Source organism: Rhodoferax sp. WC2427 (genome assembly GCF_040822085.1).
Taxonomy (GTDB): Bacteria; Pseudomonadota; Gammaproteobacteria; order Burkholderiales; family Burkholderiaceae_C; genus Rhodoferax_B.
The window spans coordinates 2,572,935-2,599,397 of the sequence record NZ_CP162006.1 but is presented as its reverse complement, the minus strand read 5'-3'; the positions used below and the strand labels follow the sequence as shown (position 1 = coordinate 2,599,397).

At 65.8% G+C, this 26,463-nt stretch carries 27 protein-coding genes; 14 read left to right on the top strand and 13 right to left on the bottom strand.

What is annotated here, in order from left to right:
* Positions 1 to 15: 15 nt before the first annotated feature.
* Positions 16 to 768: a YdcF family protein gene (locus AB3G31_RS12240; RefSeq protein WP_367846362.1), complete on the bottom strand. Its 753-nt coding sequence runs from the start codon at positions 766 to 768 to the stop codon at positions 16 to 18.
* Between the two features lie 167 nt (positions 769 to 935).
* On the opposite strand from AB3G31_RS12240, the gene msrA reads away from it, so the two are divergent.
* From msrA to AB3G31_RS12225, 3 genes are all read left to right on the top strand, one after another.
* Positions 936 to 1,508, top strand: coding sequence for a peptide-methionine (S)-S-oxide reductase MsrA (gene msrA / locus AB3G31_RS12235; protein ID WP_367846361.1), 573 nt, complete (start codon positions 936 to 938; stop codon positions 1,506 to 1,508).
* Between the two features lie 361 nt (positions 1,509 to 1,869).
* Positions 1,870 to 2,172: a DUF2007 domain-containing protein gene (locus AB3G31_RS12230; RefSeq protein WP_367846360.1), complete on the top strand. Its 303-nt coding sequence runs from the start codon at positions 1,870 to 1,872 to the stop codon at positions 2,170 to 2,172.
* A 10-nt stretch (positions 2,173 to 2,182) separates the two neighbouring features.
* Positions 2,183 to 2,803 carry a DUF938 domain-containing protein gene (locus tag AB3G31_RS12225; protein WP_367846359.1) on the top strand — a complete coding sequence of 207 codons (621 nt, stop codon included), beginning with the start codon at positions 2,183 to 2,185 and terminating at the stop codon, positions 2,801 to 2,803.
* Here AB3G31_RS12225 and AB3G31_RS12220 read toward each other — a convergent pair.
* The 3 genes from AB3G31_RS12220 to AB3G31_RS12210 all read right to left on the bottom strand — a co-directional run bounded on the left by AB3G31_RS12220 (position 2,769) and on the right by AB3G31_RS12210 (position 5,309).
* Positions 2,769 to 3,647 (bottom strand): metal ABC transporter substrate-binding protein, encoded by an 879-nt coding sequence (locus tag AB3G31_RS12220; RefSeq protein ID WP_367846358.1) that lies wholly within the window; start codon positions 3,645 to 3,647, stop codon positions 2,769 to 2,771. The genes AB3G31_RS12225 and AB3G31_RS12220 overlap by 35 nt on opposite strands.
* A gap of 89 nt (positions 3,648 to 3,736) precedes the next feature.
* Positions 3,737 to 4,603: a metal ABC transporter permease gene (locus AB3G31_RS12215; protein WP_367846357.1), complete on the bottom strand. Its 867-nt coding sequence runs from the start codon at positions 4,601 to 4,603 to the stop codon at positions 3,737 to 3,739.
* Positions 4,593 to 5,309, bottom strand: a complete 717-nt coding sequence (locus AB3G31_RS12210; protein WP_367846356.1) for a metal ABC transporter ATP-binding protein — start codon at positions 5,307 to 5,309, stop codon at positions 4,593 to 4,595. Before AB3G31_RS12210 ends, AB3G31_RS12215 begins: the two co-directional genes overlap by 11 nt.
* A gap of 229 nt (positions 5,310 to 5,538) precedes the next feature.
* Between AB3G31_RS12210 and AB3G31_RS12205 the strand changes: the two genes are divergently transcribed.
* A complete protein-coding gene (locus AB3G31_RS12205; RefSeq protein ID WP_367846355.1) occupies positions 5,539 to 6,039 on the top strand; it encodes a Fur family transcriptional regulator in 501 nt (166 codons plus the stop codon).
* A 116-nt stretch (positions 6,040 to 6,155) separates the two neighbouring features.
* Here the strand turns inward: AB3G31_RS12205 and AB3G31_RS12200 are convergent, their stop codons facing one another.
* The 4 genes from AB3G31_RS12200 to AB3G31_RS12185 all read right to left on the bottom strand — a co-directional run bounded on the left by AB3G31_RS12200 (position 6,156) and on the right by AB3G31_RS12185 (position 10,366).
* Complete coding sequence (locus AB3G31_RS12200; protein ID WP_367846354.1) at positions 6,156 to 6,647, bottom strand: hypothetical protein; 492 nt, start codon at positions 6,645 to 6,647, stop codon at positions 6,156 to 6,158.
* Positions 6,648 to 7,880 carry an OmpA family protein gene (locus AB3G31_RS12195; protein WP_367846353.1) on the bottom strand — a complete coding sequence of 411 codons (1,233 nt, stop codon included), beginning with the start codon at positions 7,878 to 7,880 and terminating at the stop codon, positions 6,648 to 6,650.
* Between the two features lie 2 nt (positions 7,881 to 7,882).
* On the bottom strand, positions 7,883 to 8,728 hold the full coding sequence (locus AB3G31_RS12190; protein ID WP_367846352.1) for a TIR domain-containing protein: 846 nt from the start codon (positions 8,726 to 8,728) through the stop codon (positions 7,883 to 7,885).
* Between the two features lie 168 nt (positions 8,729 to 8,896).
* Positions 8,897 to 10,366, bottom strand: a complete 1,470-nt coding sequence (locus AB3G31_RS12185; protein ID WP_367846351.1) for an aldehyde dehydrogenase (NADP(+)) — start codon at positions 10,364 to 10,366, stop codon at positions 8,897 to 8,899.
* A 140-nt stretch (positions 10,367 to 10,506) separates the two neighbouring features.
* Here AB3G31_RS12185 and AB3G31_RS12180 point away from each other — a divergent pair, with 140 nt between their 5' ends.
* From AB3G31_RS12180 to AB3G31_RS12145, 8 genes are all read left to right on the top strand, one after another.
* Entirely contained in the window at positions 10,507 to 11,739 is a 1,233-nt protein-coding gene (locus AB3G31_RS12180; protein WP_367846350.1) for a cystathionine gamma-synthase family protein, read from the top strand.
* A complete protein-coding gene (locus tag AB3G31_RS12175) occupies positions 11,739 to 12,212 on the top strand; it encodes a DUF2127 domain-containing protein (protein ID WP_367846349.1) in 474 nt (157 codons plus the stop codon). Before AB3G31_RS12180 ends, AB3G31_RS12175 begins: the two co-directional genes overlap by 1 nt.
* A gap of 32 nt (positions 12,213 to 12,244) precedes the next feature.
* Positions 12,245 to 13,156: an alpha/beta hydrolase gene (locus tag AB3G31_RS12170; RefSeq protein ID WP_367846348.1), complete on the top strand. Its 912-nt coding sequence runs from the start codon at positions 12,245 to 12,247 to the stop codon at positions 13,154 to 13,156.
* 227 nt (positions 13,157 to 13,383) lie between these two features.
* Entirely contained in the window at positions 13,384 to 15,000 is a 1,617-nt protein-coding gene (locus tag AB3G31_RS12165) for a methyl-accepting chemotaxis protein (RefSeq protein WP_367846347.1), read from the top strand.
* Between the two features lie 150 nt (positions 15,001 to 15,150).
* Positions 15,151 to 15,978: a CDP-diacylglycerol--serine O-phosphatidyltransferase gene (gene pssA / locus AB3G31_RS12160; RefSeq protein WP_367846346.1), complete on the top strand. Its 828-nt coding sequence runs from the start codon at positions 15,151 to 15,153 to the stop codon at positions 15,976 to 15,978.
* A 185-nt stretch (positions 15,979 to 16,163) separates the two neighbouring features.
* Positions 16,164 to 17,786 (top strand): 2-isopropylmalate synthase, encoded by a 1,623-nt coding sequence (locus tag AB3G31_RS12155; RefSeq protein WP_367846345.1) that lies wholly within the window; start codon positions 16,164 to 16,166, stop codon positions 17,784 to 17,786.
* Between the two features lie 25 nt (positions 17,787 to 17,811).
* A complete protein-coding gene (locus tag AB3G31_RS12150; protein WP_367846344.1) occupies positions 17,812 to 19,350 on the top strand; it encodes a 2-isopropylmalate synthase in 1,539 nt (512 codons plus the stop codon).
* 59 nt (positions 19,351 to 19,409) lie between these two features.
* Positions 19,410 to 20,081, top strand: a complete 672-nt coding sequence (locus AB3G31_RS12145) for a heparan-alpha-glucosaminide N-acetyltransferase (protein WP_367850338.1) — start codon at positions 19,410 to 19,412, stop codon at positions 20,079 to 20,081.
* Positions 20,082 to 20,120: 39 nt separating this feature from the next.
* On the opposite strand, the gene AB3G31_RS12140 is transcribed toward AB3G31_RS12145, so the two are convergent.
* The 5 genes from AB3G31_RS12140 to AB3G31_RS12120 are packed head-to-tail and all read right to left on the bottom strand — an operon-like array spanning position 20,121 to position 23,708.
* Entirely contained in the window at positions 20,121 to 20,906 is a 786-nt protein-coding gene (locus AB3G31_RS12140) for a peptidylprolyl isomerase (RefSeq protein ID WP_367846343.1), read from the bottom strand.
* A gap of 59 nt (positions 20,907 to 20,965) precedes the next feature.
* The gene (locus tag AB3G31_RS12135; RefSeq protein WP_367846342.1) at positions 20,966 to 21,226 is read right to left on the bottom strand and encodes a BolA family protein; all 261 of its coding nucleotides are present in this window, start codon (positions 21,224 to 21,226) and stop codon (positions 20,966 to 20,968) included.
* Positions 21,223 to 21,798, bottom strand: coding sequence for a septation protein A (locus AB3G31_RS12130; protein ID WP_367846341.1), 576 nt, complete (start codon positions 21,796 to 21,798; stop codon positions 21,223 to 21,225). Before AB3G31_RS12130 ends, AB3G31_RS12135 begins: the two co-directional genes overlap by 4 nt.
* A 12-nt stretch (positions 21,799 to 21,810) precedes the next feature.
* Positions 21,811 to 22,221, bottom strand: coding sequence for a peptide-methionine (R)-S-oxide reductase MsrB (msrB, locus tag AB3G31_RS12125; protein WP_367846340.1), 411 nt, complete (start codon positions 22,219 to 22,221; stop codon positions 21,811 to 21,813).
* The gene (locus tag AB3G31_RS12120; RefSeq protein ID WP_367846339.1) at positions 22,218 to 23,708 is read right to left on the bottom strand and encodes a YdiU family protein; all 1,491 of its coding nucleotides are present in this window, start codon (positions 23,706 to 23,708) and stop codon (positions 22,218 to 22,220) included. Before AB3G31_RS12120 ends, msrB begins: the two co-directional genes overlap by 4 nt.
* Before the next feature lie 139 nt (positions 23,709 to 23,847).
* Here AB3G31_RS12120 and AB3G31_RS12115 point away from each other — a divergent pair, with 139 nt between their 5' ends.
* Positions 23,848 to 25,473, top strand: coding sequence for a 3-(methylthio)propionyl-CoA ligase (locus AB3G31_RS12115; protein ID WP_367846338.1), 1,626 nt, complete (start codon positions 23,848 to 23,850; stop codon positions 25,471 to 25,473).
* A 111-nt stretch (positions 25,474 to 25,584) separates the two neighbouring features.
* Positions 25,585 to 26,463, top strand: coding sequence for a branched-chain amino acid ABC transporter permease (locus tag AB3G31_RS12110; protein WP_367850337.1), 879 nt, complete (start codon positions 25,585 to 25,587; stop codon positions 26,461 to 26,463).

Below are 26,463 nucleotides of genomic sequence, written 5' to 3'. Positions count from 1 at the left end.
AGGGGTATGGACGCGTCAACGCCTCGCCACCCACAGCCCTAGCCACTCGCGCAGCACCTCGCGGGACGACTGCAGGCCGTGGCCGGTGGGCAGCCATTCCAGCAGGCTGCGTTGCTGCGGCAGGGTGAAGCCGGTGGGTGCGGGGGTTACGGTAAACCCGGCCCGCTCGAACGCCAGCTGCGCACGCGGCATGTGCCAGGCCTGGGTGACCAGCGCGATGCGTTGCACGCCGTCGGCTGCCAGCAGGGCCTGCAGGCGGGCCGCGTTCTCGGCGGTGTCGCGGGACTGGTCGTCCACCCAGCGCAGGGCCAGGCCGTAGTCCTGGGCCACGGCGGCGCGGGCGGCAGCCCCTTCGGACGGCGCGGCCGTGCCGCTGTTGGCCCAGCCCACCCCGCCCGCAAAGGCCAGCGGCAATTGCGACTGGCGGGCCAGCCACACACCGTAGCGCAGCCGGGTGGCTGTATCCGCCGTGGGCTGCGCCGCGCCGTATTCAGGCGCAAATGCCTGCACGCCGCCGCCCAACACCACCACCGCCTGCACCTGGCGCGCCTGCAGCAGCGCAGCGGCGGTAGACGGCGGCAGGGCGGGGACTTGCGGCAGGATATGCAGCGCCAGCCAGACGGCCACCGCGTTGCAGCCCAGCAGCCACAGCCCGCCCAGACCCGCTACGCAGAGCACGCTCCCCAGGCGCTTGTTGCGCCAGACCATGAGCAGCCCCCCAAACGCCAGCAACAGCGGTGCTGCGGGCGGCAAGACGAGTGCGGTCAACAAGGGTTTTAATTCGCCCAATTCCATATGCTCACTTTTTAATAGCTGCTTGCGCTCAATAGATGGGCGTTAGAACCCGTTTTGGCCCCAAACTTTTAATTCAGTAAAGTTGAAGACAATCGAAGTGTACAAGTGCGTACTCCTAAAAAAGGAGTACAAAGCAGGCTATGCAAAACACGTCCTCCTTTACTCCCTCCGAACCCGCCGCACGCCAAGTAATTACCCTAGGAGGGGGGTGTTTTTGGTGTACCGAGGCCGTGTTCGTGAAGGTGCAGGGCATTACCGACGTGGAAAACGGCTACTGCAATGGCCACACCGACAACCCCAGCTACGAAGAGGTGTGCAGCGGTGAAACCGGCCACAACGAGGTGGTGCGGTTGGAGTTTGACCCGGCACAGATCAGCCTGCGCGAGATCCTGGAAGTCTTCTTTGTCATCCACGACCCCACCACGTTGAACCAGCAGGGCCACGACGTGGGCACGCAGTACCGCAGCGGCATCTACACCAGCACGCCCGAGCAATTGGCGGTGGTCGACACCTTCCTGGCCGAGTTGGCGGTCAGCGGCAGCTACCGCAAGCCGGTCGTGACCGAAGTGCAACCGCTGCGCAACTACTGGCCCGCCGAGCCCTACCACCAGGACTATTTCGAGAACCACCCCGGCCACGGCTACTGCCTGATGGTGGCCGCCCCCAAGGTGGAGAAGTTTCGCAAGACCTTTGCCAACCTGGTGAAACATTGAGAGTGTTTTAGGCCTCCCGTGCTTATTCCATCAGCACAAGCAGCTATAAAAAGTGTAGTTTTTGCCGGTGCAGCGGCGTATGCCATAGAACGTGTTTATGATCTCTTTGGGATCGCGTTGGGGTGCAATCGGGATGAGTTGGTTGTCGCAGACCGCAGCATGGGCTCCCTGCCCATGCAAGGGCTGGGGCAGACAAATCGCCCGATTTCACCCCAACCCGAAGGGCAGGTGCCTTTTCGGGCGCTCAGTGTCGTTACAAAACCAGCCCAGGCGGACGCCTGGGCTTGGGTTTTGCGCCTAACTGCGCATCCCGAACAGGCACCTGCGCGACCCCAAAGAGATCATAAACACGTTCTAACGCATGCTGCGCCTGACCCAAGCCCCGAACCTCGCCATCGCCACGCTGTGGGTGGACGCGTTGCAGTTTGAAGGCATCACCGCCAGCGTGCAGCGCCAGTACCTCAGCGGCATTGCTGGCGATTTACCCCCCGACCAGTGCCTGCCCGAGGTCTGGATCCACCACCCCACCCAGGAAACCCGCGCCCGCACGCTCTTGCACCACCTGCAAAACCTGCCCCAACACCGCTGGCTGTGCGTCTGTGGTGAGCTGGTGGAGGGCGGATTTGAGCAGTGCTGGCACTGCGCGGCCTGGATGCCTGCCTGAAAATAGGCGTATGAACATTCCCCAACACAGCCCCGCCGCGGAGCGCAACCTGCCGCCCATCCTGAAAGTGTTGCAGCGCGTCCTGCCCGCCCAGGGCAGGGCGCTGGAAATCGCCAGTGGCACCGGCCAGCATGTGGCCGGTTTTGCCCACGGCCTGCCCGGCTGGACCTGGCAACCCAGCGATGCGCAGGAAGATGCCTTCGGCTCCATCGCCTACTGGTGTACGCAAGCCGGGGTGGCCAATGTGCTGCCGCCGCTGCGGCTGGACGTGCTGGCCCCGTGGCCGCTGGTAGAAAAATTCGATGCCATCTACTGCGCCAACATGCTGCACATCTCCCCCTGGGCCACCTGCGCGGCGCTGATGCGCGGGGCGGCGGCCCACCTGGCCCCCGGCGGCGTGCTCATCACCTACGGCCCCTACCTGGAACGCGGCGTGCCCACGTCGGCGGGCAACCTGGACTTTGATGCCGACCTGCGCCAGCGCGACCCCGCCTGGGGCATCCGCCAACTCGACGACGTGGTGCAACAGGCCGCGCTGGCGGGCCTGGCGCTGCGCGAGCGGGTAGCCATGCCGGCCAACAACTTGCTGCTTACCTTTAGTTTTTCTGCAAACCCGCCACCAGCGCCGTGATGTTGTGGCGCGCCATCTTCAGATAGCTGGCACCCGGCTGGTCGGGGGCCGATAGTGCGTCGGCGTACAAGGTGTCACCGGGGACGACGTTGGCTTCTTTCGACAGCTGCGCCAGCAGCTTGGGGTTGGCCATGTTTTCAATGAACACCGCCTTGATCTTCTCGCGCTGGATCTGGCGGATCAGGCTGGCGACCTGCCTGGCGCTGGCTTCACCGTCGGTGGACACGCCTTGCGGGGCCAGAAACTTCAGCTGGTAATGGGCGGCAAAGTAGCCAAACGCGTCGTGCGAGGTGATCACCTTGCGCTTGGCAGCGGGCACGGCGGCAAACTGGGCGGTGCCCCAGGCATCCAGCGCCTGTAGCTCGGCTACATAGGCGCTGGTGCGGGCCTGGTAGCTTGCGGCCCCGGCGGGGTCGAGCTGTTCCAGCGCCTTGCGGATGTTGTTCACGTAATAAATGACGTTGGCGGGGTTTTGCCAGGCATGCGGGTCGGTGACGGTGCGGCCCTCATCCTCCATCTTGCGCGGCTGCACGCCGGTGGACGCGATCACGCTGGCCCCCTTGTACCCTGCGGATTGCACCAGCTTGCCCATCCACGGCTCGAAGCCCAGGCCGTTGCTGACCACCAGTTTCGATGCAAGGATGGCCTTGGCATCGGCGGGTTTGGGCTCGAACACGTGGGCATCCTCGTTGGGGCCGACCAGCGCCGTCACGGCCACCCGGTCACCACCCACCACTTGCACCAGATCGGCCAGGATGCTGAAGCTGGTGGTGACCGGGATTTGGGCCGACGCACCAAAGGACATGGCTACGGCCAGCACGGCGAGAACGCGTTTGAAAAGCATGAGGAAGCTCCTTTATAAAAATCGGCAGGACTTACGCAAGTCGATCTGTGTGCCCGAAGGGCGATACAGAGCGCGCTGCGGAAGTCCTTTCAGTGGGTGCGCAGCCAGCCGCGTGGGGCCAGCAAGAGCGACAGGGCGTACAGGCTTCCGGCGCAGACGATCACGGTGGGGCCGCTGGCGGTGTCCTGGTGGTAGGAAATCAGCAGGCCCAGGAAGCTGGCCGTGGCGGCCTGCGCCACGGCGTTGAGCATTTGCGCGGGCAGGGTGTCGTGCCACAGCCGGGCCGACACGGCGGGCAGCATCATGATGCCCACGGCCATCAGCGTGCCCAGGGTCTGGAAGCCCGCCACCAGGTTCAACACCACCAGCAGCAAAAAGCCCTGCTGCACCACGGCGGCCTTGCGGCCACTGGCGCTTTGCAGGTAGGCCGGGTCAAAGCTCTCCAGCAAAAACGCCCGGTAAAACACGGCCAACGCGCCCACCGTGACCGTAGCCACCCCGGCCACCAGCACCAGCCCGCTGGCATCCACGCCCAGCGCGCTGCCAAACAGGATGTGCAGCAGGTCCAGCTGCGAGCCGCGGCGCGACACCAGCATCACCCCCAGCGCCAGCGACACCAGGTACAGGGCGGCCAGGCTCGCGTCCTCGCGCAGCACCGTGGCGCGGCTCACCAGGCCCGACACCGCCGCCACCAGCATGCCCGCCAGCAGCCCGCCCAGCGTCATGGCAATGGCCGACAGGCCAAAGAACATGAAGCCCAGCGCCACGCCGGGCAGGATGGCGTGGCTGAGCGCCTCGCCAAACAGGCTCATGCGGCGCAGCGTCAACAGCACCCCCAGCGGGGCCGCGCCCAGGGCCAGCGCCAGGGCAGAGACGAGTGCGCGGCGCATGAACAGGAAGTCGGCAAAGGGCGCAATCGCCAGGTCGTACAGGTGCTGCATGGCGTCAAGCGGCATGGCGGTGGTCGTCCCAGCTTTCGCCGAGCAGCCGGGCCTGTGCCAGGTGCTGCGGCGTCAGCACCTCGGCGGTGTCGCCCCAGGCCACCACGCCGCGCGCCAGCAGCAGGGTCTGCGGGAAGTGCTGGTGTACCTGGCTGTGGTCGTGCAGCACCGCAATCACGGTACGCTGGCGGGCATGCCAGTCGGCCACCAGGGCCAGCAGCTCGGCGGTGGTTTTGCTGTCGATGGCGTTGAAAGGCTCGTCCAGCAGGATCAGATCTGCGTCTTGCAGCAGCAGCCGGGCAAACAGCACCCGCTGGAATTGCCCGGCCGACAAGGCGCTGATGGGCCGCTGCGCAAAGCCGCACAGGCCCACGGTGTGCAAGGCAGCATCCGCCGCATCCAGCACCGCACTGCCCAGCCCGCCCAACGCGCCCGCCGACTGCCACGCCCCCAGCAGCACGCAGTCATGCACGGTGATGGGAAAGCTGCGGTCGATGGCCGACTGCTGCGGCAAATAGGCAATGCGCCCGCGTGGCGCGTGGACCTGCAGGTGGCCTTGGGCAATCGGCAGCAGCGACAAAATGCTTTTCAACAAGGTGCTTTTGCCCGCGCCGTTGGGCCCCACCACCGCGGTAAGCGAGCCCGGCGCAAAACGGCCACTGACCCCGTGCAGGGTGGGGCGGTCGCGGTAGGTGACGGTCAGCCCGTCCAGTGTCACCATGGCCCGGACGCCCAGGCCACGGCCAACCACAAGGCCACCAGGGCGGGGACCACGCGCAGCAGGCGGGCGGTTGCCGACAGTGCCAGAAAACGGGGGCGGGAGAGAGTTGTCATGGGGCGGGGTAAAGTCGGTACGGGTTGCGGAATCGGCGCGATAATGCAACCCAATTGCAACAAAGTATATCGCAACATGGTTGCGATATTGCTGGTTTCAGGATTGCGAGAACCCCATGGCTGCATCTTTACCTTCCACTTCCTCCGCAAGCTCCTCCGACGACCTGCTGGTCGCCCACGGACTGCGCCGCACCAATGCCGCCCGCATGGTGGTGGACTGGCTGCGCGCCCACGCCGACACGCGCTGGACCCACGCGCAGCTGCAGGAAGCCCTGGCCCGTGAATCCAGCATCACCCTGGACCGCGTCACGCTCTACCGCCTGCTGGACCGCCTGTCGGAGGTGGGCCTGTTGCGCTGCAAGGTGGACGCCGAGCGCGTGCGCCACTACCAGGCGGTCAACGACGACGCCCCTGCCGCGCCGCATTTCGAATGCAACGCCTGCCACCGCGACCTGCCGTTGGAAGGCCAGATGGACAAAACCAACGCCGAGCTGGCACAGGCCGCCATTGCCGCCATCCAGGCCCTGAAGACCCTGGGCCAGCAAAACGTCAGCGTGGACCTGGCGTTGCGCGGCATCTGCGGCGACTGCGCGCCCGGCAAGGGATTCCAGCGTTGATCAGCACTGCACAAGTGCTTTAAAGCTGCGCATGGTTGCTGCCACCGGGCCTGTGGGCTATGCTATCTAAAAAGTAGCTGCCTACGCCCATTCCATAAGCGCTAGCGGCCTATTTTTCATCTAACCGTGTACAGCGTCAGCCCCAGCAGCACATACAGCAGGCCAAAGCACACCGGCACCCAGTTTTCCACATGGGTCAGCGGCAGGTACCGGCGGGCATCGGTGCCGCGGCCCAGGGCGGTCCATTCCGCATCAAACGGCGCGGCGGGCAGCAGTTGCTCCAGCGCGTGGATGACCTTGAACTTGGCGGAATTGAGCTGGCGGTACGAGTACACCACCCGCCACCAGATGAAGCACAGCAACACCACCGCCAGGAATGGCGCCAGCCCGGTCAGGGTGGGCTGCAGCACTTTCTCTTTCAGCATCACGGTAAAGGCGGTGATCAGCGCGGTGTGCACGCCCACAAAGAACGAGTTGGCCAGCATGCGCCGGGCGCTGATGCGGTCGGCCATGTCCACGTAGAGCTTGTACTGCTCGAACAGGTGCTTTTCGTACTCGGCGCCGTAAGCGGCTTTGGCCTGGCGCAGCAGATCAAGAGCGGTGGCCATTCAGCACCCAATCACTTTGAACTCCACCCGGCGGTCCAGCGCATCCGAGGCGTCGTCGCGCCCATTGCCCACCAGGGTTTGGCGCGAACCCATCCCGTTGGCGATGCTGCGCTTGGCCAGGGTCGGGTTGCTGGCTTCGAGGCGGGTTTTGACGTATTCGGCGCGCAGCTGCGACAGGCGTTCGTTCAGCGGCTCGGGGCCGGTGGCGCTGGTGTGGCCGGTAATCTCCAGGCAGGCGGGGCTGCTGGCGGTCTGGGTGGCGATGGACTTGAGCCACAGCGGGTAGGCCTCGGTCTGGCGGTTGTCCGTGCCAAAGGCGGTGGAGCCAGGGCGGAACAAGAACTTCACCGCCAGGCGTTTTTGCGCCAGGCCAAAGTCCACGATCTTGCCAAAGGCGGCCTCGGCCCGGTCGCGTCGCCCCAGCTTCCACTGCGCCAGGTAGATGCCGTTGTAGACGCGGAACTGGTCGCCGGCTGCGGTGCGCTGGGCGCTGGTGTACAGGTCCAGCGCCTCCTGGTAGCGGCCCGCGTCGTAGGCTTCCATGGCCTCGGCCACCTGGGCGGCGGCGACGATGCGCTCGGTGTAGAGCGCGTTGATCGGGTCGCCCGCGCGCGTGCCCTGGCAGGTGCGGATGTAGCCCTGCGTGGCCGGGTCTTCGGTCCAGGCGGGCGCGTCGCGGAAGCTGGCCAGGGGCGTGCTGTCCACGCCCTCGGGCTTCGAGAAGGCCAGCCCCTTGCTGACCAGTTTGCCGGTCTTCAGGTCGGCCAGCGCAAAGCAGATGCGGAAGGCCTCGCGCACGCCTGCCGTCTGCCGTGCCGCGTTCACGCCGGTGAAGGTGCCGATCAGCACCAGCGGGCTGCGCGCCACGTTGGCGGCGGTAAACGGCTGCAGGTCGTACTGCGGGTACTGGGCGCGGATCATGGCCTCCAGCCGCTGGCCCATGGAGCGGGTGGCGTTGGACTGGGCCCCGGTCATGCCGTCCACCAGCGGGTCGATCACCACGGTGTAGCGCGGCGGGCCGGGCAGGCGGGCGTTGTTCAGCAGCGCGGTGGCGGCGCTGGTGACCGCCTCGTCAAAGGGCAGGGTGGGCGGTGGCGGGGCCGCGGGCGCTGCGGCCGGTGGGGGCGCAGGCGCGGCGGCTACGGGGGTCGGGGGTGTTGCCGGGCCGGGCAGCGGCAGCCGGGTGCAGGCGGCGAGCACGGTCAGCAATGCGCAGAGGGTGAGGCGTGGCATGGCTAGCACTCCTTGTTCAAAAAGGCCTGGTCTGCCGCCGACGGGGTTTCGCCCAGACCCTGGCGATCGTGGATGGCGTTGCAGCGGGCCGGCAGCGTGCGTTTGGCCGGAGCGGCAGCCGTTACAGGCGGTAGTTTTGCGGGGGGTGTGGCGGCGATGACCACCGGCGCGGGTGTGGCGGGGGCCATGTTGGGGAGGGTGGTGGGCATGCCAAAGGTGGGCGGCTCGGCCACCACGGCGGCACTGGGCGTGCTGGCGGCGGGCGGGTCTGCCATCGGGACAACGGCCTCGCGGTGCTTCACGGCACCCACGCCCAGGTAGATGCCCACGGCCACCAGCAGCAGTGCGGCCATCCATGCCCCCTGTTTCCACGGATTCCAGAGGGTGGGCGTGGGCTGGGGTGGCGGGGGCGCTTGCGCCGCCACGCGGAGCGCCGGGTCTGGCGGCTGCACGGCGGGGTTGCCCAACTTGTGGGCAATGTCGTCCAGCAGTTGCTGCAGGCCAATGGTGTCGCTGGTGCCGTCCCAGTCCACCAGGTCGGCGGCCTGCACCTCGCGGAACCCGGCGGGCGGGCGCACGCGCTCCAGGAATACCGGGATCAGCCGCCCCAGCAGCCGCCCTTCGGTGGCTTCTTCGCAGACCCATTCGCTTTTAACGGAGTTGTTCGACCACAGCACCAGCATGCAGCGCATGTTTTGCAGCTCCTGCTCCAGCAGGCTGCGCCAGGTCAGGCCCGCAGGCACGCGGCGGTCCCACCAGACGGACCAGCCCGCGCGTTCCAGGGCCTGCGCCAGTTGGCGCACCCGTGGGCGGTCCTTTTCGTTGTAGCTCAGGAAGATGTCGGCCATGACGTTCCCCGTGGCAATGCATGCCACCCGGCAGGCCGGGTGCGGCAAATATCTTACCCCCAGGCCGGAACGTCAGGCAGTTTGTTTACATCTTCGGTTTACATGCTTTTCAGGCCGCTAGCGCTTATGCCATCAGCATGAACAGCTATAAACTCAATAGCGAAGGGCTCAGCAGGGTACGCCCTTGCGCTCCACCAGCCAGGCCGGTGCGTCCTGCAAAGCCACGGGACGCAGAAAGCGGTCTACCGCCGCATACCCCACCGAGGTGGTGAAGGGCTGGGTGGAGGCCGGGAACGGGCCGCCGTGGTGCTGCGCACCGGTCACGGCCACGCCGGTGGGCACGCCCGCAAACAGCACGCGGCCGGCCACCTGGGTGGCGGCGCGGACCAGGCTGCGGGTGGACGCGTCTTCCACCTCGGCCCCCCACAGCGTGACGGTCAGCGTGCCGCCGATGGCGCGCAGCACGGCGATGGTTTCTTCTACCGAGGCCACGCGCACCACCAGGGCGGCGGAGCCAAACACCTCTTCGTGCAGCGCGTGGCTGGCGATGAAGTCGGCGGCCTGCACCTCGGCCAGGAAGGGGCGGGGAGTGACGGCTTCGGACACGTCGGCCACCAGCGGCGTCAGGGCCGCATCGGCGCGCCAGCGGGCCACGCCCTTGTCGAAGGTGGAGCGGATGGCGGATGACAGCATGGCGTGCGGCTGCAAGGCCTGCAGGGCGGCGGCAAAGGCGGCGATGAACGCGTCGGAAGCGGCATCCTTGTGCACCAGCACGATGCCGGGGCTGGTGCAGAACTGGCCTGCGCCCTGGCAGATGGACCCGGCCAGGGTGGCGGCCAGCTCGGGGCCGTTTTTGGCGGCGGCGGCGGGCAAGACCACCAGCGGGTTGACCGAGCCGAGTTCGCCGTAGAACGGGATGGGGCGGGGGCGGTCACCGGCGATCTTGGCCAGCGCAGTGCCGCCCTTGAACGAGCCGGTAAAGGCCACGGCGGCGATGGCCGGGGCCTGCACCAGCTGCACGCCCACTTCGATGGAGCCACCTTGCACAAAGCCGAACACCCCTGCATCCAGGCCCTGTTCGGCCACCACGCGTTGCGCCAATGCGGCGGTCTGGCGCGACAGCTCGGGGTGCGCAGGGTGGCCCTTGACGACCACCGGGCAACCGGCAGCCAGGGCGGCAGCGGTATCGCCGCCGAGGACCGAGAAGGCAAACGGGAAGTTGCTGGCCGAGAACATCGCCACCGGACCGACCGGCACGCGTACGCGGGCCAGGTGCGGGCGGCCTGCGGGCGGCGGGCCGGCCACGGCGGCATCGTCCACATAGGCGTGCACCGTGCCCGCGTCCAGCACGTCGGCAAAGCCACGCAGCTGGAAGGTGGTGCGGTCGAGTTCGCCATTCAGCCGGGGCAGGCCCAGGCCGGTTTCGCGGTCGGCCAGGGCCACCAGGGTGGCGCGCTCGGCCTCCAGGGCGGCGGACAGGGCGCGCAACAGGCTGGCGCGCTGGGCGGCCGAGGTGGCGGCAAAGGCATCGGATGCGGCAGCGGCGGCGGCCACTACGCGGTCGATGTCGGCCTGGGTGGATTCAGGCCATTGGGCGCCGACGGCGTTGCCGGTACGGGCTTCGATAGATTGCAACATGGGGGTGTCTCGGGTTGGTAGAGAAAAGGGTGCGGGCCGATTTAGGCCGGACGTAGCACTAAATCGTAACATCCCGTTGCGACAGGATGGCGGGCGCATGGAATGCTCTAATTGGGGCCAAAGTTACTTTAGGGAAGAGCATGGCTACGCAAGGATTTACCACCACCATCATCCACGGCGACCGGGCCTTCGGGGTCGAACACGGCGCGGTGCACATGCCCGTGCACACCTCGGTGCAGTACGGGTTTGACAAGGTTGAAGATTTGATCGGCGTGTTCCAGGGCACGCTCAAGGGCGCCTACAACTACGCCCGCCAGGGCACGCCCACCACGGCGGCGCTGGAAGCCAAGATCACCAAGATGGAAGACGGCCTGGGCAGCATCTGCTTTGCCACCGGCATGGGCGCGATCTGCGGCATCTTCTTGACCCTGCTGCGTGCGGGCGACCACCTGGTGGCCAGCCGCTACGTCTTTGGCAACACCAACAGCGTCTTCGGCACCCTGCGCAGCCTGGGGATCGAAGTCACCACGGTCGATGCCACCGATGCCGCCGCCGTGGCCGCCGCGGTGCAGCCCAACACCCGCATGGTGTTTGTGGAAACCATTGCCAACCCCGGCACGCAGATCCCCGACTTTCTGGGCATTGACGCGGTGTGCAAGCTGCACGGCCTGGTCTACGTGGTGGACAACACCATCACCTCGCCGGTGCTGTTCCAGCCCAAGTCGGTGGGCGCCAGCCTGGTGGTCAACGCCTTGACCAAGACCATCGCGGGCCATGGCAGCGCCATGGGCGGGGCGGTCACCGACACCGGCCTGTTCGACTGGAGCAGCTACCCGGCCATTTTTGCCAACTACCGCAAGGGCGACCCGCGCCAGTGGGGCCTGCAGCAGATCCGCAAAAAAGGCCTGCGCGACATGGGCGCGTCGATGATGAGCGAGCACGCCCACCAGATCGCCCTGGGTGCCGAAACCCTGGCCCTGCGCGTGGGGCATAGCAGCGCCACCGCCATGGCCTTGGCGCAGTTTCTGCAAGCCCACCCGGCGGTGGTCAAGGTGCACTACCCGATGCTCGAATCGCATCCGCAGCACGCCCGGGCCAAGGCGCATTTCAGCGCCGGGTCGTGGCTGCTGTCGTTCGAGCTGGCCGATACGGACGCCTGCCTGGCCTTCATCAACCGCCTGCAGATTCCCGTCAAGGCCACCGGCCTGGCCGACACCCGCACGCTGATCATCCCCGTGGCCCCCACCATCTTCTGGGAGGCCGGGGCCGAGGTGCGTGCGCAAATGGGCATTGCCGACGGGCTGATCCGCCTGTCGGTGGGCCTGGAAGATGCCGCCGACCTGCTGGCCGACTTCGCGCAAGCCCTGGCCTGATGCCTACCCAGCCCGGCGGTCGCCAGGCCCTGCACGCCATCGCGGTGTTCGAGGCCCTGAAAGGCTTTGCCGCCCTGGCCGCCCTGCTGGGCCTGCTGGACCTGGTGCACCACGACGTGCGGCACCTGGCCATCGAGCTGATCGGCCGCTTTGGCCTGAACCCGGACGCGCACTACCCGTCGCTGCTGCTGCACTACGCCGAGCTGCTGCCGGGCGCCGACCTGCAAACCTTGGTGCTGCTGGGCGGGTGCTACGTGGCGCTGCGGCTGGTGGAGGCCTATGGCCTGTGGTTCGACAAGACCTGGGGCGAGCTGCTGGCGGCGCTGTCGGGCGGCCTGTATATCCCGTTTGAGCTGGAGCACCTGTGGCACCACCCATCCGCCATGACCGCCCTGGTGCTGGCCAGCAATGTGTTGCTCACGGGCTACCTGGTGGTGCGCCTGTGGCAGCGCCGCGCGGCTGCCGGCCGGTGAATCCAAATCCCGGTTTGTCGCGTACTGCCTGCATGCCTGATCTTTTCCCTGGTTCTCGTCCCATATCCCGCCGCCTCGGCCTCCTGGGCGTGGGCTCCGCGGTGGCCGCGATGGTCTGCGGCTGCTCGGGTGCCCACTGGCTGGACCGCCTGGTCCCCCACGACACCTACCACGGCCCCACCGGCGTAGCCTACGGCCCCGACCCACGGCATCTGCTGGACGTGTACCAGCCCGCCACCGCCAGCGTGCCCGGCGGTGCCCCTGTCGTGCTGTTCTTCTATGGCGGCAACTGGACGCGCGGCGAACGGGCGGACTACCGCTTTGTGGGCGAGGCCCTGGCCGCCAACGGCATCATCGCCGTGGTGGCCGACTACCGGCTGAGCCCGCAGGTGCGCTATGACGGGCTGCTGGCCGATTGCGCGCTGGCCCTGCAGTGGACCTTGCTGCACGCCGAGCGCCTGGGCGGCGACCCGGCCCGCGTCTTGGTGATGGGCCACTCTGCCGGGGCCTACAACGCCGCCATGCTGGCGCTGGACCCGCGCTGGCTGGCGCCTCTGGGCCTGGCACCCAGCCGTTTGGCGGGCTGGATCGGCCTGGCCGGGCCTTACGACTTTTTGCCCATTGGCGACCCCGAGGTGCAGGTCGCCTTCGGCTGGCCGCAGACCCCGGCCAACTCCCAGCCCCTGTTTTACGCCGGCACCACCGCCCCCCGCACCTTGCTGCTGGCAGGGCGCAGCGACTCGGTGGTCAACACCCAGCGCAACACCCTCGGCCTGGCCACCAAGCTGCGCGCCGCGGGCACCGCGGTGGACGTGCGTATCTTCGACCACATCGGCCACGTCACCACCATCGCCGCCCTGGCCCGGCCTTTGGACTGGCTGGCCCCCGTACTGCAAACCGTGGTGGCCTTCGTGCACGGGGAGCCGCTACTTACCGAAAATTAGGGCCATTTTTAGGTGCTCAAAATGGTAGTTTGTGCCTGCCAGAAGAGCACACGCTGCTCCTATTTTTGACTATCAAAAGAGAAGCGGACTGTTTCGACTGAACGGCGTTGTTGCGGTCTATTTGAATGGGAGTGTGTGCGGGGCATTTCTACGTCCTTGCTTCAAGGTTTACCGGTATCCCGTATGCTTGTCACTTTTTGATACAGTTTTTCCACGGGCAAAATCCCATGCAAACCCCCTCTAGACCCACCTCTTTATCCATCTCCAGCCGCCTGGGTCTGGGTTTTGGCTGCATGCTGGTCCTGGTGATTGCTGTCGCCGCAGTGGGCCAGATCTCGGCGGGCCGGGTGCACGAGCAGCTGCGCCAGATCACCGGCACCAACGCCACCAAGACCCGGCTGGTCAACAGCATGCTGGAAAGCGTCAGCACCCTGGGCATCCAGAGCCGGTCGGCGGCCATGCTCAATGAAATCGATGCCAAAAGGTCGGCCGAGCTGGTCAAGCAGCTCCAGCAGACCCTGGTGCAGTACGGCGAGCGCGAAGCCGCTCTGACCACGCTGTTCACCGCCGCCGACACCACCCCCGCCGAACGCAAGCTGCTGCAGGAGATTGCCGACATCGGCCGCGCAACCCGGCCCGAGCTGACCAGTGCCATCCAGTCCGCCACCGACGGCGACACCGTGGCCGCCACCATCGGCCTGATGAACCGGGTGGACCCGGGCGAAACGCTTTGGCGCGCCAAGCTGGCCGCGCTGATCGAGCTGCAGAACACCCTGAACAAGGACACCACGGCGCAGGCCGAGCAAACCCAAAGCCAGGCGCGCTTTACCGGCGGCCTGCTGGTGCTGCTGGCGCTGGGCCTGGGGGGCCTGATTGCCTGGCGCATCACGGCCGGCATCACCCAGCCGCTGGGCCGGGCGGTGGTGGTGGCCGAGCGCATTGCGCGGGGCGACTTGACGTCGCAGGTCGAGGTGCGTGTCCATGACGAAACCGGCCGCCTGCTGGAGGCCATTGCCGCCATGCAGGACCGGCTGCGCGCCATCGTGGGCGAGATCGGGCAGACGGCAGAGTCCATCCAGGTGGCCAGTGCCGAGGTGGCTTCCGGTAACCTGGACCTGAGCCAGCGCACCGAGCAGGCCGCCACCAATCTGCAAGGCGCGGCCACCGCGCTGTCCGAGCTGACCGGCACCGTCAGCCAGAGCGCCGGTGCGGCCCGCCAGGCCAACACCCTGGCCGCATCGGCCTCGGAAGTGGCGCGGCGCGGCGGCGAGGTGGTGCTGCAGGTGGCGCGCACCATGGACGAGATCAGTGCCAGCTCGAAGACGATCGCCGACATCATCGGCGTGATCGACGGCATCGCTTTCCAGACCAACATCCTGGCGCTGAATGCGGCCGTGGAAGCGGCGCGGGCGGGCGAGCAGGGGCGGGGCTTTGCGGTGGTGGCCAGTGAGGTGCGCAACCTGGCCGTGCGCTCGGCCACGGCGGCGCGGGAAATCAAGGCGTTGATCGGCAGCAGCGTGGAGCGGGTGCAGGCGGGCAACAGCCTGGCCAACCATGCGGGCCAAACCATCCAGGAGCTGGTGCAGTCGGTGCAGCGGGTGTCCGACATCATGGGCGAAATCACCTCGGCATCGGAAGAACAAAGCCAGCGCATCGGCCTGGTGAGCTACTCGATGGAGCAACTGGATGCCGTAACCCAGCAAAACGCGGCCCTGGTGGAGGAGGGCGCGGCCGCCGCCGACAGCCTGCAAGACCAGGCGGGCAAACTGACGCAGATGGTGCACACCTTCCGCCTCACGCGCGACACACCCGGCGTAGCCCAGGTGCCCGTGGTGCTGCGCTAAAGGCCGACAGGGCGGGTTGACTGGCTTACACTTGGCCGCATTCCGCTGGTGCCATGGGCCCGGCGTGCAGTACTTGCTTGACGCCGGCCTATCGGGCCCATCTCCCCCAGCGCGCACCGCGCAACTTTCTATTTTTGACAGGCAACCGCCATGCAACACGGCAACGATCCGAGCCTTCATTCCAGCACCCGCGCCAACCCCGAAGTGCTGGTGCGCAAGCGCCGCAAGGGCATCTACATCCTGCCCAACCTGTTCACCCTGGCGGCCTTGTTTGGCGGCTTCTATGCCATCGTGATGGCCGTGAACGGGCGCTTCGACCAGGCCGCCATCGGCGTGTTTTGCGCCATGGTGCTCGACAGCCTGGATGGCCGCGTGGCCCGCATGACCAACACCCAGAGCGCCTTTGGCGAGCAGATGGATTCGCTGTCCGACATGGTGTCGTTCGGCGCGGCCCCGGCGCTGATTGCCTACATGTGGACCCTCAAGGGCCTGGGCCGCTGGGGCTGGATTGCCGCCTTTGTGCACTGCGCCTGCGCGGCCCTGCGGCTGGCGCGCTTCAATGTGAACACCACGGTGGTGGATAAACGCTACTTCCAGGGCCTGCCTTCGCCCGCTGCCGCAGCGCTGATTGCGGGCTTCATCTGGCTGATGAACGACCTGGAGGTGCCGCCCACCGATGTGTCGTGGGTGATGTTTGCGCTGGCGCTGTACGCGGGCCTGAGCATGGTGACCAACGCGCCGTTCTACAGCTTCAAGGACGTGCAGATGAAAAAGAGCGTGCCGTTTGTGGTGATCGTGCTGATCGCCCTGGGCCTGGCCGTGATCACCATCCACCCACCCATCGTGCTGTTTGCGGCGTTTGTGGTGTATGGCTTCAGCGGCTATGGCGTGTACGCCTGGCGCAAGTTCAAGGGCGTGCAGACCAGCGTGATCAGCACCTCAAAGGACGAACCCGATGAGCGCGGCCTGCACAAATAAAAAACAAGGCTAGAATCCACGGTTATGAACTTTATTTCTCTAGCGCTACTACTGATCCCCTTCGGGCGGAGACGGTAGCGCACGCGACTTAAAGCGTCATCACCCGTCACAACGGCCCGTATGCACCAGCAACGGGCCGTTTTTCATGGGGTTGCTGGTTTTGGAAAACCTTGAAAGAAATGACCATGTTGCAACACCCCGCCAGCAAGTACCCCGCGTTTGCCCCCATCCGCTTGACCGACCGCACCTGGCCCGATGCCGTGCTGGCCCAGGCGCCCACCTGGCTCAGCACCGACCTGCGCGACGGCAACCAGGCGCTGATCGAGCCCATGGACATGGAGCGCAAGCTGCGCATGTTCAAGCACCTGGTGCAGATCGGTTTCAAGGAAATTGAAGTCGGCTTTCCGGCCGCTTCGCAGATCGAATTCGACTTTGTGCGCCGCCTGATCGACGACCACATGGTGCCCGACGACGTGACCATCCAGGTCATGACCCCGGCCAAGGAGCCGCTGATCCGCCGCACCATGCAGGCCCTGGTCGGCAGCAAAAAAGCCATCGTGCACATGTACAACGCCACCTCGCGGTTGATGCGTGAAGTGGTGCTGGGCATGGACGAAGACCAGATCGTAGGTTTGGCTACCCACCACGCCCGCCTGATCCAGGATTTGGCGCGCCAGCAACCCGCCACGCACTGGACCTTCCAGTATTCGCCAGAGCATTTTTCGGGCACAGAACTGGCATTTTCCAAGCGCGTGATCGATGCGGTCACCGATGTCTGGCAGCCCACCCCGGCGCAGCCCTGCATCATCAACCTGCCCACCACGGTAGAGCACTCCACCCCCAACGTGTTTGCCGACATGATCGAGTGGATGCACCGTAATTTGGCACGGCGGGGCAGCATCGTGCTGTCGGTGCACCCGCACAACGACCGGGGCACGGGCGTGGCGGCGGCCGAATTGGCCATGATGGCCGGAGCCCAGCGCGTGGAAGGCTGCCTGTTTGGCAACGGCGAGCGCACCGGAAATGTGGATATCGTCAACATTGCGCTGAACCTCTACACCCAGGGCGTGTCGCCGGGGCTGGATTTCTCGCAGATCGACGACATCCGCAGCATGGTGGAGCACTGCAACCAGTTGCCGGTGCACCCGCGCCACCCGTATGTGGGCGAGCTGGTCTACACCTCGTTCTCGGGCACGCACCAGGACGCGATCAAGAAGGCCTTTGCCATCCGCAGCGACGACAACGCGGTCTGGGCCATTCCCTACCTGCCCATCGACCCCAAGGATCTGGGCCGCAGCTATGAGGCCGTGATCCGCGTCAACAGCCAGTCGGGCAAGGGCGGTATTGCCTATTTGCTGGAGAGCGAATACGGCCTGGAGTTGCCGCGCCGCTTGCAGATCGAGTTCAGCCAGATCGTGCAGGCCGTGATGGACACCGACGGCAAGGAACTCACCGCCCAGAATTTGTGGACCCTGTTCGAGCGCGAATACGGCACCGCGACCATCGCCGCACCGGCAGTTCCGGCCGCCGGGCACGGCGTGGGCCCCATCGATGCCTTTGTGAACCACCTCAACGCCACCGGCACCACCCAGGTCCGCGTGCTGGACTACCACGAGCATGCCTTGGGTGCCGGGGCCAACGCCCAGGCCGTGGCCTATCTGGAACTGCGCATTGACGAGCAGCACACCGTGTTTGGCGTGGGCATGGACGCGAACATCGTGTCCGCCTCGCTCAAAGCCATCCTCAGCGGCTTGCAGCGTGCCAAAAACCGTGAAAATACCACCCGTGCCGAAGCGGCCACCGTCTGAAAAATAATTCCCACAGGAGCACCCCATGACCGACAAACTCATCATTTTTGACACCACCTTGCGTGACGGCGAGCAGTCGCCCGGCGCCAGCATGACCCGCGACGAAAAGCTGCGCATCGCCCGCCAGCTGGAGCGCCTTAAGGTGGACGTGATCGAGGCAGGGTTTCCGGCCAGCTCGGTGGGAGACTTTGAGTGCGTGCAGGCGATTGCCCGCGCCATCAAGGACGCCACCATCTGTGGCCTGTCGCGCGCCAATGACCGCGACATTTCCCGGGCTGCCGAAGCCCTGAAAGACGCGGCCCACGGCCGTATCCACACCTTCATCGCCACCTCGCCGCTGCACATGGAGAAAAAGCTGCGCATGACACCCGACCAGGTGTTCGAGCAGGCCAAGCAGGCGGTGCGCTTTGCCCGTAACCTGGTGGCGGACGTGGAGTTCAGCCCCGAAGACGGCTACCGCAGCGACATGGACTTTCTGTGCCGCGTCATCGAGGCCGTGATTGCCGAGGGCGCCACCACCATCAATGTGCCCGACACCGTGGGCTACGCCATCCCCGAGCTGTACGGCAACTTCATCAAGACCCTGCGCGAACGCGTGCCCAACAGCGACAAGGCCATCTGGTCGGTGCATTGCCACAACGACCTCGGCATGGCGGTGGCCAATTCGCTGGCCGGCGTGAAGATCGGCGGCGCACGCCAGGTGGAGTGCACCATCAACGGCCTGGGCGAACGCGCGGGCAACTGCTCGCTGGAAGAAATCGTCATGGCGGTGAAAACCCGGCGCGACTACTTCGGCCTGGACCTGGGCATCGACACCAAGCACATCCTGGCCACCAGCCGCATGGTCAGCCAGACCACCGGTTTTGTGGTGCAGCCCAACAAGGCAGTCGTGGGCGCGAACGCGTTTGCCCACGCTTCGGGCATCCACCAGGACGGCGTGCTCAAGGCCCGCGACACCTACGAAATCATGCGCGCCGAAGACGTGGGCTGGAGCCACAACAAGATCGTGCTGGGCAAGCTCAGTGGTCGCAACGCCTTCAAGCAGCGCCTGCAAGACCTGGGCGTGAGCATGGAGAGCGAGTCCGACATCAACGCCGCCTTCGCCCGCTTCAAGGAGCTGGCCGACCGCAAGAGCGAGATTTTTGACGAAGACATCCTGGCCCTGGTCAGCGACGAAAGCGTGGCCCACGACAACGAGCAGTACGGTTTTGTGTCGCTGTCGCAGCACAGCGAAACCGGCGAACGCCCGCAGGCCAGCGTGGTGTTTACCGTCAACGGCAAAGAGGTCAAGGGCGAATCCGACGGCAACGGCCCGGTGGATGCGTCGCTCAAGGCCATTGAGATGCATGTGCAAAGCGGTGCCGAAATGGTGCTGTACTCGGTCAACGCCATCAGCGGCTCCACCGAGAGCCAGGGCGAAGTCACCGTGCGGCTGCAAAACAGCGGCCGGGTGGTCAACGGCACCGGCTCCGATCCCGATATCGTGGTCGCCTCGGCCAAGGCCTACCTGAGCGCGCTGAACAAGCTGCAAAGCAAGGCCGACCGGGTCGCCGCGCAAGGTTGAAAGACTTGAAGGCCCGGTTCGACCGCGTCGACGCCCTGCGGGGCGTGGCCGTGGTGTGGATGACGGCCTTCCACTTCAGCTTCGACCTGGCCCACGCGGGCTTGTGGGCGCAAAACTTCTACGCCGATCCGTTCTGGACCTGGCAGCGGGTGGCCATCGTCAGCCTGTTCCTGTTCTGCGCCGGGCTGGGCCAGGCGGTGGCGGCCCGGCAGGCGGTGGGCTGGCCACGGTTTTGGCGGCGCTGGGCGCAGGTGGCGGGGGCCGCGCTGCTGGTGTCGGCCGGGTCGGCCTTCATGTTCCCGAACAGCTGGATCTACTTTGGCGTGCTGCATGGCATGGCGGCGATGCTGCTGGTGGCCCGGCTCACCGCCCGCTGCGGTGGCTGGCTGTGGCCCATGGGCGCCTTGGCCATTGCTTCTAAATTTATAGCTGCTTACGCTCTATCCATGAGCGCCAGTGCCACTTTTTTTAACCAGAAATACGTCAATTGGCTGGGCTGGATCACCCAGAAACCCATCACCGAAGACTACGTGCCCATCTTCCCCTGGCTGGGCGTGCTGTGGTGGGGCATGGCCGCCGGGTTCTGGCTGCTCCAGCGCTATCCGCAGTGCCTGCAAGGCGCGGCGCCGCGCCCGCTGGCCTGGCTGGGCCGCTGGAGTCTGCCGTACTACCTGCTGCACCAGCCGGTGCTGATCGGTCTGGTAAGCGCCTTCGCCTGGGCCCGGGCGTAAAAAAAGCGGCCGAAGCCGCTTTTAGAGGTGCGCAGAGGCTTATTCCACCTTGGCGGCGGCGCGCAGGCTTTGCTGGAATTCCACCAGCTTTTGCTGCGACATCTGCTTGGCGATTTCGGGCTTCACTTCTTCAAACTTGGGCAACTGGGCTTGGCGCTCGTCGTCCAGGCGGATGATGTGGTAGCCGAACTGGCTCTTCACGGCGGTGTCGGTGGTCTGGCCTTTTTTCAGCTTCAGCAGGCCTTCGGTGAACTCTTTCACGTAGCTGCTGGGGTTGGCCCAGTCCAGGTCACCGCCCTTGGCGCCCGAACCCTTGTCGGTGCTGGATTTCTTGGCGATGGCCGCGAAGTTGCCGCCTTTCTTGAGCTGGGCAATGATGGCCTTGGCTTCGGCTTCGGTGGCCACCAGGATGTGGCTGGCCTTGTATTCCTTGCCGCCGTTGGCTGCCACGAACTTGTCGTACTCGGCTTGCATGTCGGCATCGGTGACCGGGTTGGCCTTTTGGTAGTCGGCAAACAGTTCGCGGATCAGCAGGGTCTGGCGGGCCAGGTCCATTTGCAGCTTGAAACTGTCGCTGGCTTCCAGGCCGCGCTTTTGCGCTTCCTGCATGAAGATTTCGCGGGCAATGACTTCTTCCTTGATCTGGCCTTCAATTTCCGGCGTGACCGGGCGACCGGACTGCGTGACTTGCTGCACCAGGGCGTCGATGCGCGTCTTGGGCACGGCCTTGCCGTTGACGATGGCGATGTTTTGCGCGGAGGCCGACAGGGCCAGGCTACCCAGCAAAGCAGCGGCGACCATAGTGGATAACAGTGTTTTTTTCATGCGATTCCTAGGAGGGGGTTGCGAGCGGCCGGGAGGGGTCGGCTCAGAAAATAAGACGGCTAGAGGACTTCAATCGCGATGGCGTGAACGCCCTGGTCAATGAATTCTTGCAGCGCATCATACACAAGGCGATGGCGCGCCACGCGGGGCTTGCCCGTAAACAAAGGTGAAGCAATCCGCACCCGAAAATGCGTGCCAAACGCGCTGCCGTTGGAGCCGGCGTGGCCGGCATGGTCGGCGCTTTCGTCCAGCACTTCGAGCTCGGTGGGGCCCAGCTTTTCACGCAGGCGCAGCGCGAGGTTGTCGGCGGTGATGTTCATATGGTCTTGTCGGTTTCGGCCGCGTCGGTCGTGGCTACCTCGGGCTCCTCCGGCCCCAGGTAGCGCGAGATGTACCAGCCTTGCCCGCCCATGAAGACCAGCGGAAACACATAGCCCCAGATCTTGAAATTGATCCACTGGTCGGTCGTGTAGTAGGCGGCCACGTAGCCGTTGACCGCCGCCATGAACAGGCAGTACAGCATCCAGGCCACGTTCAGGCGCATCCACACCGGGTCGGGCAGGTCCAGCTGGCTGCCCAGCATCAGCTTGAGGTAGTTCTTCTTCATCACCCACATGGCCACGCACATGGCCAGCGCCATGGCAATGTAGAGCACGGTGGGCTTCCATTTGATGAAGTTTTCGTCCTGCAACACCAGCGTGAGCGCACCAAAGCCCAGCACCATGCCCAAGGTCATCTTGTGCATGGTGGTGAGCTTTTTGTCGATGGCGTAGGTCACCCCCATCTGCGCCACGGTGGCCACCATCAGCACGCCGGTGGCGATGTAGATGCTGGTGAATTTGTACGCGGCGACAAACAGCAGGATGGGTAAAAAGTCGAGCAGAATTTTCATGAACAGAAACGGTTACTTGGGTTTGAAATCCAACGATGCGGAATTCATGCAGTATCGCAGCCCGGTAGGCGAGGGGCCGTCGTCGAACACATGGCCCAGGTGCGCGCCGCAGTCGGCACACACGGTTTCCACGCGGCGCATGCCGTGGCTGACGTCGGTGATCTCTTCGATCGCGCCCGGCGCGGCCTCTTGCGAGAAGCTGGGCCAGCCGCAGCCTGCGTCGAACTTGGTAGCCGAGTCGAACAACTTGTTGCCGCAGCAGATGCAGCGGTACTCGCCCGCGGCCCAGTTCTGGTCGTACTTGCCGGTGTGGGGGCGCTCGGTGGCCGCATGGCGGGTGACCTGGAAGGCTACGGGCTCCGCACCTTTCTCGGCCAGCAGGGCTTTCCATTCGGCGTCGGTTTTTTCAATTTTGTGGGTCATGATGAGCAGCTGATCGCAATAGAAGAAGCCCAGTCGGGCGGGAAGTCGGCGTAGTGTTCATGCCCCGGATGTTCGTCAAACGGGGTTTCCAGCAGGGCCAACAAGGTGTGGACTCCGGAATAGTCCTTTTGGTTCGCGCGGCGGATGGCTTCTTCGCCCAGGTGGTTGCGCAGCACAAACTTGGGGTTGGTCTTGAGCATCAAATCGGCCGCCTGCGCTCTATCCACCGGCGCAAGCCGCTCTGAATATTGTAGTAGCCATGCGTCGGCGGCATCGCGGTCTACCCACAGGTCGCGCACGGCGCTGGGCGGGTGGCCCGGCGTTTGGGCGACCCAGTGGCTCAGGGTGCGCCAGAAGATGGTGAAGTCCACATGTTCCTGGGCCAGCAGCGCCAAAATGCCGTTGGCCAGCGCCTCGTCGCCCGGCTGGGCATCCACCAGCCCCAGCTTGGCGCGCATGCGGCGGGCCAGAGCGGCGGGGAAGACGGTTTTGTAGGTTTCCAGCGCGGCCAGGGCGGGCTCTTGCGCGCCGATCAGCGGCAGCAGGGCCTGGCCCAGGCAAAACAGGTTCCAGTTGCCGATGTTGGGCTGCTGGTCATAGGCGTAGCGGCCATGGTCGTCGCTGTGGTTGCAGATGTGGCCGGGGTCATAGCCGTCCAGAAACTGGAACGGGCCGTAGTCCAGCGTCAGGCCCAGGATGCTCATGTTGTCGGTGTTCATCACCCCGTGGCAAAAGCCCACAGCCTGCCACTGGGCGATCAGCTCGGCGGTGCGTTCGGTCACCGCCTGCAGCAGGGCGGCGTAGGGGTTGGCGGCATCGCGGCAGGCGGGGTAGTAGTGCTCGATCACAAAGTCGGCCAGTTGCCGCAGCGGCTCGATCTGGTTGCGCGCCGCAAAGTGTTCAAAGTGCCCAAAGCGGATGAAGCTGGGCGCCACGCGGGTCACCACGGCGGCGGTCTCTATGGTTTCGCGGCGAATCGGCGCGTCCGACCCGGTCACGCACAGCGCCCGCGAGGTCGCAATCCCCAGGCCGTACATGGCCTCGCTGCACAAGAATTCGCGGATGCTGGAGCGCAGTACCGCCCGGCCGTCGCCCATGCGCGAGTAGGGCGTGCGGCCTGCGCCTTTGAACTGCACTTCCAGCCCCTGGCCGTTGGGTGCCACCACTTCGCCCAGCAAAATCGCCCGCCCGTCGCCCAGCTGCCCGGCCCATTGGCCAAACTGGTGGCCGCTGTAGACGCTGGCCAGGGTTTGGGTGCCACCGATGGCGGTGTTGCCGGTGAAGGCCTGTGCACCATCTTCGGAGGTCAACCAGGCCGGGTCCAGCCCCAGTTCGCGCGCCACCGCCAGGCTGTGGCCCACCCAGTAGGGCGCAGGCAGGGGCGTGGGAGGGAGGGCGGTGTAGAAGCTGCTCCCCAGGGTGGCGAAGCGGTTGCGCCAGGCCAGGCCCAGGTCGAGTGCGGTGGCGGTCTCTGCGGCAATAGTCATAGGCACGGATTGTCCCGCAGATCCATAGGGCGTACTGCATGCAGGGCCTTGCCGCCTGGGCGACAGCCTGCGGGTCAACACCGGGGTGCAGGCCCCTTGCATTGGGCAATACTGGCCGTTCAATCCAAGGAGACCGCCGATGCTGGGCCTGATGCAAAACCAACCCCTATTGATCTCTACCCTGATCGCCTTCGCCGACCGGCACCACGGTGACGGCGAAATCGTCTCGCGCCGGGTCGAGGGCGACATCCACCGCACCAGTTACCGCGCCGTGGCCGCCCGCGCCCGGCAGATCGCCAACGCGCTGGACGGCTGGGGCCTGGCTTTCAGCGACCGCGTGGCCACGCTGGCCTGGAACGGCTACCGCCACCTGGAGCTGTACTATGGCGTGAGCGGCTCGGGGCGGGTGCTGCACACCATCAACCCGCGCCTGCACCCGGCGCAAGTCGCCTGGATCACCCAGCACGCCGAAGACCGGGTGCTGTGTTTCGATGCCACCTTCCTGCCGCTGGTGCAGGCCATCCACGCCCAATGCCCCACGGTGCAGCACTGGGTGATGCTGTGCGATGCCGACCAGCTGCCCGCCGACACCGGCATCCCCGGTTTGGTGAGTTACGAGGCCTGGATTGCCACGGCCTCCAGCACCTACGCATGGCCCACGTTTGACGAAAACACCGCCTCCAGCCTGTGCTATACCAGCGGCACCACCGGCGACCCCAAGGGCGTGCTATACAGCCACCGCTCCACCACCTTGCACGCCTACGCCGCGGCCTTGCCCGATGCCATGGACCTCAGCGCCCGCGACGCGGTGCTGGCCGTGGTGCCCATGTTCCACGTCAACGCCTGGGGCATTCCGTACAGCGCGGCGCTCACCGGCTGCAAGCTGGTATTGCCCGGCCCGGCCATGGACGGCCCCTCGGTCTACAACCTGATCGAGTCGGAAAAGGTGACTTTTGCCGCCGGTGTGCCCACCGTGTGGCAGATGCTGCTAGGCCACATGCAGCCCGCAGGCCTGCGCTTTGGCAGCCTGCAGCGCACGGTGATTGGCGGCTCGGCCTGCCCACCGGCCATGGTCCGGGCCTTCCAGCACGACTACGGCGTGGAGGTGATCCACGCCTGGGGCATGACCGAGCTGTCGCCCCTGGGCACCCTGTGCACCCTGAAGAACAAGCACCTGCGGCTACCCAAAGAAGAGCAACTGGCGATGCGCCTGAAGCAGGGCCGGGCGGTGTATGGCGTCGACATGAAGGTGGTGGACGCCGACGGCCAGCCGCTGCCGCACGACGGCCAGTCGGCCGGTGACCTGCTGGTGCAGGGCCCGTGGATCGTGGCCGACTACTACCGCAGCACTGACCCCAGCCCACTGGTGGACGGCTGGTTTCCCACCGGCGACGTGGCCACCATCGACGCCGACGGCTACCTGCAGATCACCGACCGCAGCAAGGACGTGATCAAGTCCGGCGGCGAGTGGATCAGCTCCATCGCGGTAGAAAACATCGCCGTGGCCCACCCCGCGGTGGCCATGGCCGCCTGCATCGGCGTGCCCCACCCCAAGTGGGACGAGCGGCCCATCGTGGTGGTGGTGAAAAAGCCCGGCGCAGAGCTCAGCGCGGCCGAGCTGCTGGCCTTTTACGAGGGCAAAATCGCCAAATGGCAGGTGCCCGACGACGTGGTGTTTGTCGACGCCATCCCGCTGGGCGCCACCGGCAAGATGCAGAAAATGCGGCTGCGCGAGATGCTGAAAGACTACCGGCTGCCTAGTTGATCCTGCTGGAATTGCTACGATTACAATAGCTGCCCACGCTCATTGATAGGGCGCTGGAGGCCTAAACGGCTTGTAAATTTGCCGCTGCAACCTCTGGATACGCCCGCCCGCATGGAATTCTTCACCCTCTCGCTCCTGAATGGCCTCAGCTACGGCTTGGTGCTGTTCATGCTGAGCGCGGGGCTGACGCTGGTCTTCAGCCTGCTGGGCGTGTTGAATCTGGCCCACGCCAGCTTCTACATGCTGGGGGCCTACGTGGCCTACAGCCTGACGCTGGTGCTGGGCTTCTGGCCCGCGCTGCTGCTGGCCCCGCTGCTGGTGGGGCTGGGGGGCGTGGCGTTTGAACGCTACGTGTTGCGCCGCGTGCACGCCCACGGAGCGCAACGGCACAAGGCCGAGATGCTGGTCACCTTTGGCCTGGCCACCGTGCTGGGTGAGCTGGTGCAAGTGGTGTGGGGGCGCGGCCCGGTGGACTACCGCATTCCCGAGGCCCTGGCCGGGCCGCTGTTCACGCTGTGGGGTACGCCTTTCCCTGCCTACCGGGCCTTCATGGTGCTGGTGGCGCTGGGCATGTGGCTGGCGCTGTGGCTGCTGTTCACCCGCACCCGCACCGGCCTGGTGGTGCAGGCCGCGCTGACCCACCCCGAGGCGGTGCAGGCCCTGGGCCACAACGTGCCGCGCATCTGCATGTGGGTGTTTGGCGGCGGCGCGGCGCTGGCCGGGCTGGCGGGCGTGGTGGGCGGCAACGCTTTTGTCACCGAGCCGGGCATGGCGGCCACCGTGGGCTCGGTCGTGTTTGTGGTGGTGGTGGTGGGCGGCATGGGGTCGCTGGCCGGAGCGCTGGGTGCGTCTTTGCTGGTGGGCGTGCTGCAAACCTTTGCGGTGGGGCTGGACGCCATCAGCCGGTTTGCGCCGCTGCTGCCGTACCTGCTGCTGGTTTTGGTGCTGGTGCTGCGCCCGCAAGGGCTGTGGGGGCGGCGTGCGGACTAA

Excerpts from the sequence above, each read along its gene's own strand:
- msrA (WP_367846361.1), top strand. The coding sequence starts at position 936 with ATGCAAAACACGTCCTCCTTTACTCCCTCCGAACCCGCCGCACGCCAA.
- AB3G31_RS12230 (WP_367846360.1), top strand. The coding sequence starts at position 1,870 with ATGCTGCGCCTGACCCAAGCCCCGAACCTCGCCATCGCCACGCTGTGG.
- AB3G31_RS12225 (WP_367846359.1), top strand. The coding sequence starts at position 2,183 with ATGAACATTCCCCAACACAGCCCCGCCGCGGAGCGCAACCTGCCGCCC.
- AB3G31_RS12220 (WP_367846358.1), bottom strand. The coding sequence starts at position 3,647 with ATGCTTTTCAAACGCGTTCTCGCCGTGCTGGCCGTAGCCATGTCCTTT.
- AB3G31_RS12215 (WP_367846357.1), bottom strand. The coding sequence starts at position 4,603 with ATGCCGCTTGACGCCATGCAGCACCTGTACGACCTGGCGATTGCGCCC.
- AB3G31_RS12210 (WP_367846356.1), bottom strand. The coding sequence starts at position 5,309 with ATGGTGACACTGGACGGGCTGACCGTCACCTACCGCGACCGCCCCACC.
- AB3G31_RS12205 (WP_367846355.1), top strand. The coding sequence starts at position 5,539 with ATGGCTGCATCTTTACCTTCCACTTCCTCCGCAAGCTCCTCCGACGAC.
- AB3G31_RS12200 (WP_367846354.1), bottom strand. The coding sequence starts at position 6,647 with ATGGCCACCGCTCTTGATCTGCTGCGCCAGGCCAAAGCCGCTTACGGC.
- AB3G31_RS12195 (WP_367846353.1), bottom strand. The coding sequence starts at position 7,880 with ATGCCACGCCTCACCCTCTGCGCATTGCTGACCGTGCTCGCCGCCTGC.
- AB3G31_RS12190 (WP_367846352.1), bottom strand. The coding sequence starts at position 8,728 with ATGGCCGACATCTTCCTGAGCTACAACGAAAAGGACCGCCCACGGGTG.
- AB3G31_RS12185 (WP_367846351.1), bottom strand. The coding sequence starts at position 10,366 with ATGTTGCAATCTATCGAAGCCCGTACCGGCAACGCCGTCGGCGCCCAA.
- AB3G31_RS12180 (WP_367846350.1), top strand. The coding sequence starts at position 10,507 with ATGGCTACGCAAGGATTTACCACCACCATCATCCACGGCGACCGGGCC.
- AB3G31_RS12175 (WP_367846349.1), top strand. The coding sequence starts at position 11,739 with ATGCCTACCCAGCCCGGCGGTCGCCAGGCCCTGCACGCCATCGCGGTG.
- AB3G31_RS12170 (WP_367846348.1), top strand. The coding sequence starts at position 12,245 with ATGCCTGATCTTTTCCCTGGTTCTCGTCCCATATCCCGCCGCCTCGGC.
- AB3G31_RS12165 (WP_367846347.1), top strand. The coding sequence starts at position 13,384 with ATGCAAACCCCCTCTAGACCCACCTCTTTATCCATCTCCAGCCGCCTG.
- pssA (WP_367846346.1), top strand. The coding sequence starts at position 15,151 with ATGCAACACGGCAACGATCCGAGCCTTCATTCCAGCACCCGCGCCAAC.
- AB3G31_RS12155 (WP_367846345.1), top strand. The coding sequence starts at position 16,164 with ATGTTGCAACACCCCGCCAGCAAGTACCCCGCGTTTGCCCCCATCCGC.
- AB3G31_RS12150 (WP_367846344.1), top strand. The coding sequence starts at position 17,812 with ATGACCGACAAACTCATCATTTTTGACACCACCTTGCGTGACGGCGAG.
- AB3G31_RS12145 (WP_367850338.1), top strand. The coding sequence starts at position 19,410 with ATGACGGCCTTCCACTTCAGCTTCGACCTGGCCCACGCGGGCTTGTGG.
- AB3G31_RS12140 (WP_367846343.1), bottom strand. The coding sequence starts at position 20,906 with ATGAAAAAAACACTGTTATCCACTATGGTCGCCGCTGCTTTGCTGGGT.
- AB3G31_RS12135 (WP_367846342.1), bottom strand. The coding sequence starts at position 21,226 with ATGAACATCACCGCCGACAACCTCGCGCTGCGCCTGCGTGAAAAGCTG.
- AB3G31_RS12130 (WP_367846341.1), bottom strand. The coding sequence starts at position 21,798 with ATGAAAATTCTGCTCGACTTTTTACCCATCCTGCTGTTTGTCGCCGCG.
- msrB (WP_367846340.1), bottom strand. The coding sequence starts at position 22,221 with ATGACCCACAAAATTGAAAAAACCGACGCCGAATGGAAAGCCCTGCTG.
- AB3G31_RS12120 (WP_367846339.1), bottom strand. The coding sequence starts at position 23,708 with ATGACTATTGCCGCAGAGACCGCCACCGCACTCGACCTGGGCCTGGCC.
- AB3G31_RS12115 (WP_367846338.1), top strand. The coding sequence starts at position 23,848 with ATGCTGGGCCTGATGCAAAACCAACCCCTATTGATCTCTACCCTGATC.
- AB3G31_RS12110 (WP_367850337.1), top strand. The coding sequence starts at position 25,585 with ATGGAATTCTTCACCCTCTCGCTCCTGAATGGCCTCAGCTACGGCTTG.